We start from the raw sequence: 14,953 nt of genomic DNA on the forward strand, positions 1-14,953 counted from the left end.
GAAAAGCTACATACAAAAAAGAGGAGCCTTGAGCTCCTCTTTTTATTTACCATTATTCAAAACAATTCTATTATAAGTAACGCCCCGTATGGCTTTCTTTCACTTTTTTCAATCCTTCAGGTTTTCCAGCATACACCAGGCTACCTCCATCTGCACCGGCCTCTGGCCCTAGATCAATTACCCAATCTGCACTTTTGATCACATCGGTATTGTGTTCAATAACCAATATAGAGTGTCCTTGGTCAATCAAGGCATTGAATGAAGCCAGGAGTTTTTTGATATCATGAAAGTGAAGACCCGTAGTCGGTTCATCAAAGATGAACAAGATCTTTCCGGCAGCTTTACCTTTTCCAAGGAAAGAAGCCAGTTTTACCCGCTGCGCCTCCCCACCCGATAAGGTATCAGACGACTGCCCCAGCTTCACATAACCCAGTCCCACATCGCTCAGCGGCTTGATAGCATTTACAATCGACTTCTCGTCTGCAAAAAACGCTACTGCATCATCCACACTCATCTCAAGCACATCAAATACACTCTGGCCTTTGTACTGTACTTCCAGCACCTCTTCCTTGAACTTACGTCCATGGCATACTTCGCAGGTCAGGTGTACATCCGCTAGGAACTGCATTTCTACAATTTTTTCCCCTTCACCCTTACATGCGTCGCAACGGCCTCCATCTACGTTAAAGGAGAAGTGTTTGGCCTGAAAACCGCGGATCTTACTTAAAGGCTGTGCAGCAAACAGATCGCGTATATGATTCCAAGCCTGAATATAGGTCACAGGATTACTGCGTGACGATTTACCAATCGGATTCTGATCTACCATTTCCACAGCAGTAAGCGATTCAATATCGCCAGTCACAGCTTTATGTAAACCCATTTTCTCTCCCGGCTCACCCAGTATTTTTTGAATAGCAGGATATAGAATATGCTTTACGAGAGTTGTTTTACCACTACCGCTTGGTCCACTTACTACACTCAGCACATTGAGTGGAAATTCAACCGTAACATTCTTTAAGTTATGCTGACGGGCGCCTTCTACTACAATAGAGTTTTTCCATTTGCGTACCTGCTTGGGCGGGTCTATAGAATATTCACCTTTAAGGTATTTACCGGTCAGGCTCTTAGGATTAGCTATCAGCTCATCATAATTACCAAACGCTACTACCTCTCCTCCCAAATGTGAAGCCAGCGGGCCCATATCCACAATATAGTCCGCTTCACGCATCATCATTTCATCGTGTTCTACTACAATTACAGTATTGCCTAGATCACGCAACTCCTTTAATACACTGATCAAATTAGCTGTATCACGTGAGTGCAAACCAATAGAAGGTTCGTCCAGTATATAGAGCGAGTTGGTCAGATTGCTACCCAAGCTACGTGTTAGTTGTATCCGTTGGCTCTCACCACCACTTAGTGTGTTGGCCAAACGATTTAAAGTCAAGTAACCCAATCCCACTTTCAGCAAGGTATCGATGCGATGTTCTATTTCCAGGATCACGCGCTTACCAACTGTTCTTTCATATTCTGAAAGTGTAGTAACAGCATGGTCAAACCAAACCTTCAGGTCTTTTACCGGCATATCGCTCAACTCACCTATATGCCTACCTGCTACTTTTACATACAGCGCTTCTTTACGTAAACGTGAGCCACCGCACTCCGGGCACTTAGTACGCCCTCTATAGCGACTTAACAATACACGGTATTGCACCTTATATAGGTTCTGCTCTACTTCCTTAAAAAAGTCGTGGATCCCTTCAACAAACTGGTTACCATCCCACAACGTCTTATATTGGTGCGGGGTTAAATCTGCAATGGGTGTGTGTACAGGGAAATCAAAGCGACGGGCTGCTTTAACAAATCGTTCGCGCCACAATCCCAGCTTCTCTCCTTTCCATGGAGCAACCGCCCCTTCATACAGACTCAATAATTTATTAGGGATAACCAGGTCTTCATCAATACCCAGCACCATTGAGAAACCCTCGCAGGTAGGGCAAGCTCCATAAGGATTATTAAAGGAAAACAGGTTGGGGCTAGGTTCTTCAAACTGCATACCATCCAGCTCAAAGCGGTTGTTGAACGAAAGGAGCTTCTCGCCATTTACTTCTACATACACATCACCTTCGCCTTCGTAAAAGGCCGTACCAATAGAGTCGCCCAGGCGGTGTTCATCATCTTCATCAAACTCCTTGGCCACAATCCTATCAATCAGCACATACACATTTTCTGGATATTGAAAGGCTGTTTTCAAATCATCGGCATTTTGCAGCAGATCCTCTATATGATAAGTAGTACTTTCAATAATAGGGTTTTCCTTTTGGGTGCGCGACATGGCCGAAACGTAGATACGTGTAAAGCCTTTTTGCATTAAGATGTTCAACTCCTCCCGGATATCGCGGTTTTGGTGTTGCTTAAAGGCTGCCAGTATAAACACCTTACTGCCGGTCTTTACTACCTTAATGGCGTTCAATACATCCTTTACATCATCTTTCTTTACCACTCGGCCCGAGATGGGCGATATGGTTTGACCGATGCGGGCATACATTAGGCGGAGATAGTCGTAGATCTCAGTCATACTTCCCACCGTACTACGCGGTGTACGGGTAATGACTTTTTGTTCAATGGCAATAGCAGGCGCCAGTCCCTTAATGTAGTCTACATCTGGTTTATCCATGCGGTTCAAAAACTGCCGCACGTATGCACTCAGGCTCTCTGCATAGCGGCGCTGCCCCTCAGCATACAATGTGTCAATGGTAAGGGAGGACTTTCCCGAACCCGACACCCCGGTTACCACAATCAGTTTGTTGCGCGGAAAGGATACATCAACATTTTTAAGGTTATGTACCCTGGCGCCTTTTATAAAAATGACATCGTCAGGAACGACTGGTGCCTTTGTTTTTCGTTTATCCACTGCTGTCTTCATAATAATGCCTTGCAAATGTACACTCCTTTACTAAGTTCTTTAGCGAATTATCGTTAACATTTATTTGGCGAAAAGAATATAATATTTCTGGGGATAGGTATTGCTCATGTTGTAAAAGACCGCTATTTTTATGACAACAATCTATTAATACCGTTACCGACAAACACACTACGCCTATCGTATTGATATTTACTCCGAAAATTTTATTGTTCTCTATCCCTTAGATCACCTAAACCCTAGGAGTAATTATGACACCTTTATCTAAACTATCTGATCATGAGCTCATACAATCTTTTGTTTTGGGCAATACTGGAGCATTTGAATGCTTAGTACTACGTCATAAAGACAAGCTCTACACTTCTATCCACTTCTTAGTTAAGGACAAGTATCTTGCCGAAGACATCTTTCAGGACGTATTCATCCGAGTAATTGATACCGTTCGTGGTGGTCGCTATACAGAAGAAGGTAAGTTCTTGCCATGGGCTATGCGTATTGCCCACAATCTATGTGTGGACCACTTTCGTAAAGTAAAACGTACGCCAACAATAAAAACGGGTGACGATACAGATATTTTTGAAATCCTTAACTTTACGGAAGAGAGCCCCGAGGAAAAGTTAATAAAAAAGCAAAGCCATAACCGGGTTAGAGACATGCTAGATCTACTGCCTGAAGACCAGCGCGAGGTGATCATTTTAAGGCATTATGCTGATTTAAGCTTTAAAGAAATAGCAGAAATGACTCATTGCAGTATCAATACCGCATTAGGGCGTATGCGTTACGGCTTGATCAATCTGCGTAAAATGATGGTACAAAAACAAATTGCTTTATAACTTTTTGTCATTCTTTGTCTCCGACCGCAATAAAAATTGCTTGCCGCGGAAGGCTGATGAAGAATGACACCTAATTAAGAGCCCCGCCTAGGCGGGGCTTCTTTTTTATCGCAGATTACTTTGTTTTTTATAGATTGCGCTGATGGGTGCCCGAAAGGCGAATCATTTTCATAGCTGCACTTATGCCTTCTTCTTGCTTCTGCCTCGCACTATTTCAATAATGGGTGGCAAAATAGAAAGAAGAATGATTCCAAATATTACATAGGTAAAGTTGGATTTGATAACTGGAATGCCGCCGAAGAAGTAACCCAGGAAAAGAAAGCTGGCTACCCAAAGCACACCGCCAATCACATTATAGAATGCAAAACGGCCGTACGACATTGTACCTACACCAGCCACAAAAGGAGCAAACGTGCGGATGATAGGGATAAAGCGCGCATAGATGATCGTCTTACCACCATGTTTGTCATAAAATGCCTGGGTTTTTTCCAAGTATTCTTTTTTAAGCAATTTGATTTTGCCACTAAAAGCTCGCGGTCCAATATAGTCGCCTATATGAAAGTTCACCAGGTCGCCCAGAATAGCCGCCACAATCAGAATACCACACATCAACAAAATACTCAGCCCACTCTCTGGCTTGGCTATTATAGCACCAGCGGCAAAAAGCAAGGAGTCACCGGGCAAGAATGGAGTTACCACTAACCCTGTTTCAGCAAAAATGATGAGGAACAAGATCAGGTACGTCCAGGTTTTATAATCACTTACAATTTCTACCAGGTGTTTGTCAATATGCAGGATAAAATCAATGATGGCTTGGATTGCTTCCACTATTTGCTTTTTTGAATTGGGGCAAAAGTAAAGGAGCCATGTATTAAAAGGTCAAGCGGCTATAAGATTAGGGAAACTTTTTACTCTCGATAGAGGGGATTGCTTTGAGAGAAATTAAAACCTACGGATATAGAGAAGGCCATCCATAGCTTCTTTGGCCTCCTTTATATGCTCGTTTGTATGCTCTTTATATACTTTATCTAATTCAAAGAAATTCATGCGCAACACCTTATAGCGTGCATACCATTTTTTAAATAAGAATATCCCGAAGCTTACTATCAAAAGCGTAGCAATACCAAACACTAACAAACCCTCATACTTAGCTATAAGACAAATCACAAGCCCCAGACCAGCAAATACAATAGCAAATTTTGCTAGCATACTTACCAGCTGATTCTGAAGCTTTTCCAGATCTTTTTGTATTTGTATAAGATGCTTCATACGAAAGCATGGACTTAATAAACAAATTACAAAATATAATTTTTAAGTCGTAGCCTCCTGTACAATGTGATCAGAATAAAAAATCCTATTTAAAAGGAACCACGCTGTCGCATTCTTACAACTATTCATTTTATGAAGAGATAGTAGTTTTGCCCAAATTTCGCTTATGCCCTACCAGCATCAAACTCAACCCTTTGTAGTGCCCACTACTGATGGGAAATTAATAGAAGAGCATTTTGGACTGGCCTCACTTGCCAGCAACAACCTTAGCATTGCGCATATGATAGCGCCACCCGGCTGGGGCGAGCCTTTTCAAACCCCTACGTTTGATGAATACACGTTGGTAAGCCGAGGCAAAAAACAAATTGAAGCAGATGGTGAAACTATTATTGTTTCTGCAGGTCAGTCTATTTTAATTAAAAAAGGTACCCGTGTCCGTTATTCCAACCCGTTTGAAGAGGAGTGTGAGTATTGGAGCGTTTGTCTTCCGGCTTTTTCAATGGAGGAGGTAAATCGGGAAGAATAACCAACCCAAGCACTAGGCTTTAGTGAAACGTCAAACGTGAAAGGGCGCTGACAGAACAAGCTAATCTTACATAGAAAAAGCACTTCTTACCGGGAGTGCTTTTCTGTTAAAGTAAGAAATAGGCTGCCATTCCCTTAAATCCGCCATCCCTCCTCCGCTCTACCTTGCCTATTCCTTCACCCTACCTTCATGGCTACGCCTCTGTCCCTTCATGGTTACTCCGTATGGAAGACTAGGTTACTCCGTATGGCAGCCTAGGTAACTCCGTATCTCACCCGTACCTCGGCCGATCCTTGACCCTACCTCACCCGTACCTTGACCCGTATGTCGTCATCCGGTCACCTTTATAAACTCATTAGAAGTAGTAAAAAAAAGTGTAATAAGAAAGGCAGAAAACACCTTAAAGGAAGACCCTAAAGATACCAAAAATGCGGGTACAGTTGCCGGCAAGATGGTTTGGCTTGCAGCGTGTAGCCGCCTGCCGCGCGGCACTCCCCTTTAGGGGCTGGGCATGCGCCCGCTTAAAATGAGTTATCTTAATTAAATAATTGACCTCTTACGGCTCCAGACAATAAAGTCGGTTGGGGGTATTGTATTAACATCTAATTGGCGCAGCATGGTTACCAGTTGTCCTCGATGGTAGGTACCATGGTTAAATATATGAAGCAGCATTTGATATATAGCCTGCTTGAACTTTTCGCGTTTGGTGTTATAGTAAATAAACTCATGCTCAAACATATGTTCGGTAGCATTGGAAATCCACTCATGCCACTGCTGGGACTGCTGCATCAAGCTCTTCGCAACATCACTGACAGAGCCCGTAAAGTTTTCACTTGGCCGGTTAATGTTTTCCAATAGCTTCATACGTTGCCACCAGATAGATTCAGCATCTAGCATGTGTAGCAGCGTAGCTTTCAAACTTGGAAAAGAACTAACTATATGCTGTTCCTGAAGGGCTTCCGGCAGTTTTTCGATTGTTTCAAAAATCTGTTGGTTTGCCCATAGGTGGTAGGCTGAATACTGGGTCAATAATACTTTCATAATTGTAAATGGTTGCTGGGCATATATTTCCATTACGAATTAACAAATAACATTTGTCTTACCTATCATTTTTTTTAAAAGAAGTGAGGAGAACGTCTACAGACCACAATCTAAAGCCAAGAATTAAAAAGTAATAAACTATGATCCAACCAAAGCTGAGATTTAGGCTACAAGCCAAAGAAACCAAATAGCTGACAATAAGTACATTGAATATTACCTTAACATTGTAATGATAGAAAACGCAATAAGAATAAAATGAATATCAATATTAGAAAAGCTGTCAAGGAGGATTGCGGACGCATACTTGAATTAGTGCATGAGCTTGCTCGTTATGAACGTGCGCCAAACGAAGTAACAGTAACACTGGAGCATTTTGAACAAAGTGGCTTTGGTTACAAACCAGTATGGTGGGCCTTTGTAGCTGAAGTGGATGGGGTAGTGCAAGGCTTTGCACTCTATTATATTCGCTTTAGCACCTGGAAAGGTCAGCGTATGTACCTGGAGGATTTTTATATAACTGAGCAAATGCGTGGAAAAGGCCTTGGTAAGTTATTGTTTGACCGATTGATCAAAGAAGCGCAACGCCGTAATCTCAATGGTATGCAGTGGCAGGTGCTGGAGTGGAACGAACCGGCTATCAACTTTTATAAGAAATACAACGCCGCCTTTGATGGCGAATGGCTCAATTGTGGCATCTACTTTAAATAAAAAAGCCCCGCATTAGGGGGCTTTTTTATTATTTATTTTTAGTTCACACCATTAGTTTGAACCTCTTTATTAATCTTTAAGATCAGCCCTTGTAATACTTTACCAGGACCAGCCTCTGTAAAGGTGCTGGCTCCGTCTGCAATCATGGCTTGCACACACTGTGTCCACTTAACAGCCCCGGTTAATTGATCAATCAGGTTCTGCTTGATTTCGTCTTTATCCACCACTCCTTTTGCTACCACGTTTTGATAAACCGGGCAGGTTGGGGTCATAAAGCGGGTATCTTCAATAGCTTGCTGCAACTCCTGGCGAGCAGGCTCCATCAATGGAGAGTGGAAAGCACCACCTACTGGCAAGATCAATGCTCTTTTAGCTCCGGCAGCTTTCATTTGCTCACAAGCAATCTCTACTCCTTTAATTGTTCCAGAGATTACCAACTGGCCTGGGCAATTATAGTTGGCCGGCACCACGATCTCACCGGTTTCAGCCTGCACTTTTGCACAAATTTCTTCTACCTTCTCATCAGCTAGGTTCAACACTGCTGCCATCGTTGAAGGGGTTTTCTCACAGGCTTTTTGCATAGCCTGAGCGCGTAGACTTACCAAACGCAAGCCATCTTCAAAACTCAAAGTGCCATTAGCTACCAAAGCAGTAAACTCTCCCAAAGAATGACCAGCCACCATTTCAGGGCGGGCATTATCGATACTTCTGAAGGCTATAATGGAATGCAGGAAGATTGCCGGCTGGGTAATATTGGTTTGCTTCAGGTCTTCTTCACTGCCGTTAAACATAATATCGGAAATGCGGAAGCCTAAAATCTCATTAGCTTGTTCGAATAACTTCTTGGAAAAAGCACCATTTTCATAATGGTCTTTTCCCATTCCGGGAAACTGGGCACCTTGCCCAGGAAATACAAATGCATGTTTCATAAAACAATTGTCTTGGCTAGCGACATATTCATCACTCACAAATGCACATTCGCCGCCTATTTTTTTGCGAAAGTAAAGGAAATGAAATTGATGGCCCTAACTCAGGTCAGCGGAGATCAACTTCAGGAATTCACTACGTGTAATCGAATTATTTAATAATTCACCGTCAAAAGCAGACGTTGTGGTTACCGAGTTTTGCTTTTGAACCCCGCGCATCATCATACAAAGGTGCTTAGCCTCAATTACTACAGCTATACCCATAGGGTTCAGGCTTTCTTTAATAGCTTCCAAAATTTGGGTTGTCAGTCGCTCCTGCACTTGAAGACGGCGAGCAAATACATCTACCACTCTTGCCAATTTGCTCAGGCCTGTAATATAGCCATTAGGGATATAGGCAATATGCGCTTTACCATAAAAAGGCACTAAGTGGTGTTCACACATACTGTACAACTCAATATCTTTTACAATAACCATCTCGCTGACATGTTCTTCAAAACGGGCTGAATTCAGAATCGTAACCGCATCCTGATGATAACCCTGCGTCATGAACTGCATGGCCTTTGCCATACGCTCAGGGGTCTTTAATAAGCCTTCGCGTTGGGCATTTTCCCCTAATAAAGTAATAATGTCTTTATACTTCCCAGTCAATTCTTCTGTTATTTCCAGATCGTAGTGCTCTGATTTATGGTAAGCCATTCTATTTGCGATTTTAGATTTTAGATTGTGAATAAGTAATCGTGAACGGGACTAATTTATTGACCATTCATAATTCACCACTCACGCTACTGGGTATTCAACATAGTTGCGAGGTGTTTCGTATAATCTAATATACAGCTCCAACTTTTCTTCTAAGTGAGGACGCAGGAGATTATAGATTACGATGGCTATATTCTCAGCCGTTGGGTTCAATGATTTAAACTCCTCTGTATCCAGATTGAGATTCTTATGATCAAACTTTTGAAGTACATATTTATTGGCCAGCAAAGAGAGACGTTTTGTATCCATTACAAAACCGGTTTCATCATCAATCTCCCCTACTACTTTGATCTCCAGCTCATAATTATGCCCATGAAAGTGAGGCCAACTGCATTTTCCAAATACTTCAGTATTGCGTGCCTCATCCCAGTCCATATTATACAATCGATGAGCGGCATTAAAATGTTCTCTGCGAAATACGGCTACTTTCTGTCCCATATGGTTGATTTATTCGCCAAAATACTCAACATAGATACGTGGCGTTTCATATAACTTAATACAATATAACTGAACTCCTTCTGGCAAATGTTTAGCCAATTGTTTCCAAATCCCAATAGCAAGATTCTCTGTAGAGCAGAATTGCCCCTCTAGGAAGTCTACATCCATATTAAGGTTGCGGTGATCTACTTTTTCAATTACCTGATCTTTAATCAAAAGACTTAAGCGCTTTACATCCATTACAAAGCCAGTGTCGGGGTGGGGCTTTCCTTTTACAGTTACCAACAGTTCATAGTTGTGCCCATGCCAGTTTTCATTTGCGCATTTACCGAATACCTCTTCGTTCTTTTCTTTAGACCAGGAAGGATTATATAATTTGTGCGCCGCATTGAAATGCTCCACACGTGTCAAATACACCATTCTTTTCCTAAAATTTTTTGCAAAGATAATCGCAGACGAGAGGATTTAGGAAGGATTAGCTGGATTTTGGGAGTTTAACGGCCTTTCCAACCTATGCAAGGCACTAATATATATAGGCAAGACTTTTCCATGAGAATCCCTTTTAAAGGCAGATTGCACAACAAAACTTCATACTTTACCCCCTTAAGTAATCTGCAAAATCTATTACAATCCATTCATCCGCGATTATTTTTGCACCATGTCATTGCTCCTTTGTGCCGCTACCCCCTTCGAGATCCAGCCTACCATTAATTTTATAAAAGAACGTCAGTTAGACAGTCAAATTACCGTTTTATTTACGGGTGTAGGATTAATGGCAAGTGCCTATACTTTAACGAAACAAGTTTCTTCCCAACAGCCAACTATGATTATCCAAGCTGGCATAGCAGGTTCTATTGATCCAAATCTTGCTTTAACTCAAGTAGTGGCTGTAAAAACAGAAGTGGTTGGAGACTTGGGCGTAGTAGAGCAAAATAGCTTTCGCGACCTGTTTAGCTTAGGCTTTATTCAGAAGGACCTATCCCCTTTCCAAAATGCTTTACTTGTAAATAACAATATATCTGATTTTGCTGGTGAGCTTATCCAAGTAGCCGGTGTTAGTGTCAATGAGATTTCAACGGACAAAAACCGCATTGCCTATTACCAACAAATGCTAGGCGCTCAAGTAGAAAGTATGGAGGGTGCCGCCCTTCATTTTGTAGCTTTGCAGGAAGGGATTCCCTTTTTACAGCTTCGCTCTATATCTAATTATATAGGAGAACGAAACAAGCAGGCCTGGAAACTGCAGGAGGCTATTGACACATTGAATATAAAACTACAAGAGCTAATCATTAAACAGATAGGATCATGAAACTGACACTTGGTTTTTCACCTTGCCCCAATGACACATTTATTTTTGACGCATTAGTTAATAAAAGATCGACACGCAAGGATTTGACTTTGATGTGGTGCTGGAAGACGTACAAACCTTGAACAATTGGGCGAATGAAGGCCGCCTGGATATATCTAAACTAAGCTTCCCGGCTTTTTTCAATAACGCAGAACAATATGCTTGCTTATCTGCAGGGTCAGCATTAGGTAAAGGCGTAGGACCGCTGCTGATTGCAAAAACGATGGTCAGTGTTCCCGATGTGGCGCATTGTAAAATTGCCATTCCAGGAGAAAACACTACGGCCAATTTCTTGTTGAACTTTGCTTTCCCAACAGCGCAGAACCGAATACCTATGCTTTTCTCTTCAATAGAGGATGCTGTTCTGAAAGGAGAAGTGGACCTTGGCGTCATCATTCATGAAAACCGGTTTACCTACCACCAAAAGGGCTTGGTAAAAGTGCTTGACTTGGGGGAGTATTGGGAAACCAAAACAGAAAAAGCCATTCCATTGGGCTGTATTGCTATAAAGCGATCACTTTCACAAGACGTCATTCAAAAGGTAGACGCTCTTATTAAAGCAAGTCTGCAATATTCATATACACACTACCCTACCCTTAGTCCTTATATAACGGAACATGCCCAGGAAATGGACGAAGCGGTAATGCGCCAACATATAGAATTGTATGTGAATGAATTCTCGCTAGAGTTGGGTGAAACTGGCAAGGAAGCCATTGAGCAGTTTTACCAGCTTTATCAGCAGCAGAAAGGGACTAAATCCATTGATTTATTTGCCTAGCATACTGGTCAAAGCCTGTTTGTAAAATTGTATTAAGCGAGGTAAGGCCTCCTTGTGATTAATAGGCTTTAGATATGCCCTTATAAATGACTGCGTCACAGGCGCAGTCTACTATCCTCTACCAGGTATTGTGCTCGCAATTTCACCTCGTCACGCTTAAAGTAACAATATCAGCACCAATGAGGCGCCAAAACGGTATCAAAGATTTGTTTAGTACACTGGGAATCAAATACTTTATCGCGATATTTTCCTACCCAACGGATACCTTGAATAGCATTGGTCAAAAAGCATTCATCCGCTTTTAGTAACATATTCTCAGGAAGTTCACCCTGCCCCACTTTCCATCCTTTTTCTTTTAATTCTTGTAAAAGGAAACGTCGCATAACGCCGTTTATACATCCCTGGTCTAAAGCTGGAGTAAACAATTCGCCGTCTTTTATAATAAAAACATTAGCCTTTGAGGCATCGGAAATATGATTATAAGTATTCAATACCAGGCTTTCCTGAAGTCCTTTTTCTTCGGCATATCTACCAGCCATAACATAGGGTAAATAATTGGCTGTTTTTAGGTTAGCCCATACATCACAAGCCTTACGTGCATAAGGATAAGTATCAATGACAAGGCCTTTTTCGTTCCACTGCATCACACGTTGATCCATTGGAATAGCCTCAATTGTATAACCGGTTGTATTTTCCTCATCCCGATAAACAGCCAACCGAACACGCGCCAGGTCTATGCAACCATTTTCAGTACAAAGCGCTAATATGCTTTGCTCCAATTCGTTTGGAGTGAAAGACTGATGTATTTGAAGCAGTTTTATACTTGTAAGTAAGCGGTCAAAGTGAAAAGTTTTTAATAATAATCGGCCACGGTAAACTTTCATCGTTTCAAAAATACCTTCTCCCCATTTATAACTACGGTTGCTTACAAATAAGACTGGTTGATTATCTGGAAAGAAGACACCATTATGACAAACAAAAGGCATGAGCACAAAATAAAAAATGCCCGGCAAACACCGGGCAATATATTTAAAAGTAAAAACTTGCCTCTACTCTTGTGTAATGATTCCAGCTTTTACAGCATACATTACAAGGCCAGCCATTGATTTAGCACCTGTTTTTGATTTCAGCTTGTCCCGAATAGCTTCTACCGTTCGGGGACTAATATCTACCAAGTCAGCAATCTCTCTTGTACTTTTCTCCTCACACATATACCGAAGTATCTTTTTTTCTTTATCAGTCAACACTACTTCGTTTACGACTTGCTCTGGCTCTCGTTTTGTGCGGAGACCTGTAAGCATTGCTTTATTGGTAAGGTCATTAAAAAAGAACTCGTCTTCATAACAGGTCTTTATCGCCTGATAAATAACCTCTGCGTCCGACTCCTTAGTTAAGTAAGAATTAGCCCCTATCTCCATCATCTTCGTAATCATTGAGTGATCGTTATGCATAGATAGCATGATCACTTTTACATCTGGATGTAGTTTTTTGATTTCGGGGAGTGTAGATAGCCCGTCCATGATAGGCATTTGTATGTCTAGTAGGATAACATCGGGCTTTATATGTTTTAGTAAATTCAGAAGCTGCATTCCATTTTCAGCCTCTGCCACTATATGAATGTCCTTTCGGGCAGATAAAGAAGTTCTAACCCCGGTACGGAATAAGTGATGATCGTCGGCAATGGCTACTTTAATAACGCCAACCTCGGTAGTTCTCATAAAAGCATTTTAATTCAGTGTATCCAACTGCAATGTTAGTGAATGTCCTTGTATTAGAAAAAGTACAAAGATGAATTCACTCTCGGTAAAATACGGTTATATTTATTGTTATACAAATCAAGGGAGTTACTTCTTATAAGCGGTTATATATGCCCGGGTGTCGCCCATTTTGAAAGGCTTTTTCCGGGGCGTGCTATAAATACCGTCAATAAGTAATCCAGCACCACTTAGCAATTCTCCTAATTCAGGCAACGTAAAAATGTAATCAACACCCTTAAAAGATTCTGCGCGGCCGTCTGGAGTTACTATTGTATGCTCTGATTCTATGCGAGAAGGGTTAAACAAGTAACGGCAATCATGCAGGTACTTATACTCGCCTGCATAAAACCATTCTTTTTCTTTAAAATGACGGATAGCAATTTCACCCAACATCCAGGTGTTAATGATAAAACACCCACCAGAACGCAAATGCGCCGATATATTGGCAAGTATTTGCTGTGCTTCCTCCTTGCTAAAAAATGAAAAGCTATTGCCCATGCAAATAGCAGCATCATATGATTCTGACAATTGCATATTCATGAGACTATTCAACTGTGTCTTTACTGAAAAGTTCTCAGCTATTGCTTTCTCTTGAATTTCTTGAATATAATCGGAAAGGTTATCAACGGAGGTAACGGTATGACCTCTTTTAGCCAGCTCCAATGTATGCCTACCATATCCACACATAAGATCTAATACGGCAGCACCAGGCTGTAACATAGCCGCTTGTTCAATAAAATCGGCTTCAGCTTCGGTTAGTCCATCCGGTACTAACCGGCGCCATACATCTTTATATATACCGAAAAAAAAGGTATCGTTAATGTTGTCTGAAATTGAGGAGCTCATTTAGCGAAGGTAGTCAGGTTTCTATTCTAGAAGTTTATTACGCATTGCATACATTACTAAACCCGCTATTGTTTTGGCGCCCACTTTCTCTTTCATTTTCTGGCGGATTGTTTCTATGGTACGGGGACTTAAGAATACAACCTTTGAAATTTCTTCTGTAGTCTTGTCTTCAGCAATGCACTTCAGTATGCGTATTTCTTTCTCAGAGAACTTTACAGGATTAGGATAGAATTGACGTACTGTTTTACGATGCTGGAGCTTTAACAAAACGGCTTTATTGACAAGATCGTTGAAATAAAAGTCGTCATTCATGCACGTTAGAATAGCCTGGTAGATTTCATCAGGATCAGTTGTCTTCGTCAAATAAGCGTTGGCTCCCAACTCCATCATTTTAGTGATCATTTCCTGATCATCGTACATAGTAAGAACAATGATCTTTATCTCCTCATACTCTTTACGAATTAAACTAATGGCATTGATACCATCTAATTCTGGCATGCGGATGTCCATCAGCAATACATCTGGTTCTTTGATCTTCAGCTTATGAATCAGGTCTTTGCCATCTTCAGCCTCCCATAATATCTTAAGATACTCCCGATCTTTTAGAGCCATACGGATACCATCTCTAAAGATTTTGTGATCATCGGCAATTGCCACCTTGATTTGTTGTGCAGTCATTTTGTAAATGCAGTTTAATCGATTGAGTACGAATCCACTATGTAAGTAACAAAACTAATAGATTTTGATATGAATCATAATTAATCCAAATTAACTTCTTATTTAATGGCTATACTTCCTTGA

Annotated in this window: 17 protein-coding genes; 5 read left to right on the forward strand and 12 right to left on the reverse strand. The window is 41.3% G+C overall.

Annotation, left to right across the window (positions count from 1 at the left end; genetic code table 11):
• Positions 1-70: 70 nt before the first annotated feature.
• Positions 71-2,926: an excinuclease ABC subunit UvrA gene (gene uvrA, locus SY85_RS08205; RefSeq protein ID WP_066403379.1), complete on the reverse strand. Its 2,856-nt coding sequence runs from the start codon at positions 2,924-2,926 to the stop codon at positions 71-73.
• Positions 2,927-3,174: 248 nt separating this feature from the next.
• On the opposite strand from uvrA, the gene SY85_RS08210 reads away from it, so the two are divergent.
• Positions 3,175-3,756 (forward strand): RNA polymerase sigma factor, encoded by a 582-nt coding sequence (locus SY85_RS08210; protein ID WP_066403381.1) that lies wholly within the window; start codon positions 3,175-3,177, stop codon positions 3,754-3,756.
• A 180-nt stretch (positions 3,757-3,936) separates the two neighbouring features.
• On the opposite strand, the gene SY85_RS08215 is transcribed toward SY85_RS08210, so the two are convergent.
• Both SY85_RS08215 and SY85_RS08220 read right to left on the reverse strand, forming a co-directional pair.
• Positions 3,937-4,584 (reverse strand): DedA family protein, encoded by a 648-nt coding sequence (locus SY85_RS08215; RefSeq protein WP_066403384.1) that lies wholly within the window; start codon positions 4,582-4,584, stop codon positions 3,937-3,939.
• A 114-nt stretch (positions 4,585-4,698) separates the two neighbouring features.
• Positions 4,699-5,025, reverse strand: a complete 327-nt coding sequence (locus tag SY85_RS08220; protein WP_066403386.1) for a hypothetical protein — start codon at positions 5,023-5,025, stop codon at positions 4,699-4,701.
• Positions 5,026-5,191: 166 nt separating this feature from the next.
• On the opposite strand from SY85_RS08220, the gene SY85_RS08225 reads away from it, so the two are divergent.
• On the forward strand, positions 5,192-5,551 hold the full coding sequence (locus tag SY85_RS08225) for a cupin domain-containing protein (RefSeq protein WP_066403388.1): 360 nt from the start codon (positions 5,192-5,194) through the stop codon (positions 5,549-5,551).
• Positions 5,552-6,091: 540 nt separating this feature from the next.
• Here SY85_RS08225 and SY85_RS08230 read toward each other — a convergent pair.
• On the reverse strand, positions 6,092-6,592 hold the full coding sequence (locus tag SY85_RS08230; RefSeq protein WP_158512951.1) for a DinB family protein: 501 nt from the start codon (positions 6,590-6,592) through the stop codon (positions 6,092-6,094).
• A 255-nt stretch (positions 6,593-6,847) separates the two neighbouring features.
• On the opposite strand from SY85_RS08230, the gene SY85_RS08235 reads away from it, so the two are divergent.
• Positions 6,848-7,300 carry a GNAT family N-acetyltransferase gene (locus SY85_RS08235; RefSeq protein ID WP_066403392.1) on the forward strand — a complete coding sequence of 151 codons (453 nt, stop codon included), beginning with the start codon at positions 6,848-6,850 and terminating at the stop codon, positions 7,298-7,300.
• 38 nt (positions 7,301-7,338) lie between these two features.
• Here the strand turns inward: SY85_RS08235 and fabD are convergent, their stop codons facing one another.
• From fabD to SY85_RS08255, 4 genes are all read right to left on the reverse strand, one after another.
• On the reverse strand, positions 7,339-8,229 hold the full coding sequence (fabD, locus tag SY85_RS08240; protein WP_066403394.1) for an ACP S-malonyltransferase: 891 nt from the start codon (positions 8,227-8,229) through the stop codon (positions 7,339-7,341).
• Positions 8,230-8,325: 96 nt separating this feature from the next.
• Entirely contained in the window at positions 8,326-8,925 is a 600-nt protein-coding gene (gene folE / locus SY85_RS08245; protein ID WP_066403395.1) for a GTP cyclohydrolase I FolE, read from the reverse strand.
• Positions 8,926-9,006: 81 nt separating this feature from the next.
• Positions 9,007-9,423 carry a 6-pyruvoyl trahydropterin synthase family protein gene (locus SY85_RS08250; protein ID WP_066403398.1) on the reverse strand — a complete coding sequence of 139 codons (417 nt, stop codon included), beginning with the start codon at positions 9,421-9,423 and terminating at the stop codon, positions 9,007-9,009.
• A gap of 9 nt (positions 9,424-9,432) precedes the next feature.
• Positions 9,433-9,843, reverse strand: a complete 411-nt coding sequence (locus SY85_RS08255) for a 6-pyruvoyl trahydropterin synthase family protein (protein ID WP_066403401.1) — start codon at positions 9,841-9,843, stop codon at positions 9,433-9,435.
• A gap of 238 nt (positions 9,844-10,081) precedes the next feature.
• Here SY85_RS08255 and mqnB point away from each other — a divergent pair, with 238 nt between their 5' ends.
• Both mqnB and SY85_RS08265 read left to right on the forward strand, forming a co-directional pair.
• Positions 10,082-10,732 (forward strand): futalosine hydrolase, encoded by a 651-nt coding sequence (mqnB, locus tag SY85_RS08260; protein WP_066403404.1) that lies wholly within the window; start codon positions 10,082-10,084, stop codon positions 10,730-10,732.
• 118 nt (positions 10,733-10,850) lie between these two features.
• The gene (locus tag SY85_RS08265) at positions 10,851-11,549 is read left to right on the forward strand and encodes a 1,4-dihydroxy-6-naphthoate synthase (protein ID WP_236938273.1); all 699 of its coding nucleotides are present in this window, start codon (positions 10,851-10,853) and stop codon (positions 11,547-11,549) included.
• A gap of 170 nt (positions 11,550-11,719) precedes the next feature.
• Here the strand turns inward: SY85_RS08265 and SY85_RS08270 are convergent, their stop codons facing one another.
• The 4 genes from SY85_RS08270 to SY85_RS08285 all read right to left on the reverse strand — a co-directional run bounded on the left by SY85_RS08270 (position 11,720) and on the right by SY85_RS08285 (position 14,830).
• The gene (locus SY85_RS08270; protein WP_148661138.1) at positions 11,720-12,535 is read right to left on the reverse strand and encodes an aminotransferase class IV; all 816 of its coding nucleotides are present in this window, start codon (positions 12,533-12,535) and stop codon (positions 11,720-11,722) included.
• Positions 12,536-12,598: 63 nt separating this feature from the next.
• Entirely contained in the window at positions 12,599-13,267 is a 669-nt protein-coding gene (locus SY85_RS08275) for a response regulator transcription factor (protein WP_066403410.1), read from the reverse strand.
• Between the two features lie 126 nt (positions 13,268-13,393).
• The gene (locus tag SY85_RS08280) at positions 13,394-14,152 is read right to left on the reverse strand and encodes a class I SAM-dependent methyltransferase (protein ID WP_066403413.1); all 759 of its coding nucleotides are present in this window, start codon (positions 14,150-14,152) and stop codon (positions 13,394-13,396) included.
• A gap of 21 nt (positions 14,153-14,173) precedes the next feature.
• Positions 14,174-14,830 carry a response regulator transcription factor gene (locus tag SY85_RS08285; RefSeq protein ID WP_066403415.1) on the reverse strand — a complete coding sequence of 219 codons (657 nt, stop codon included), beginning with the start codon at positions 14,828-14,830 and terminating at the stop codon, positions 14,174-14,176.
• Positions 14,831-14,953: the final 123 nt, after the last annotated feature.

This window comes from Flavisolibacter tropicus, from assembly GCF_001644645.1.
Classification (GTDB): domain Bacteria; phylum Bacteroidota; class Bacteroidia; order Chitinophagales; family Chitinophagaceae; genus Flavisolibacter; species Flavisolibacter tropicus.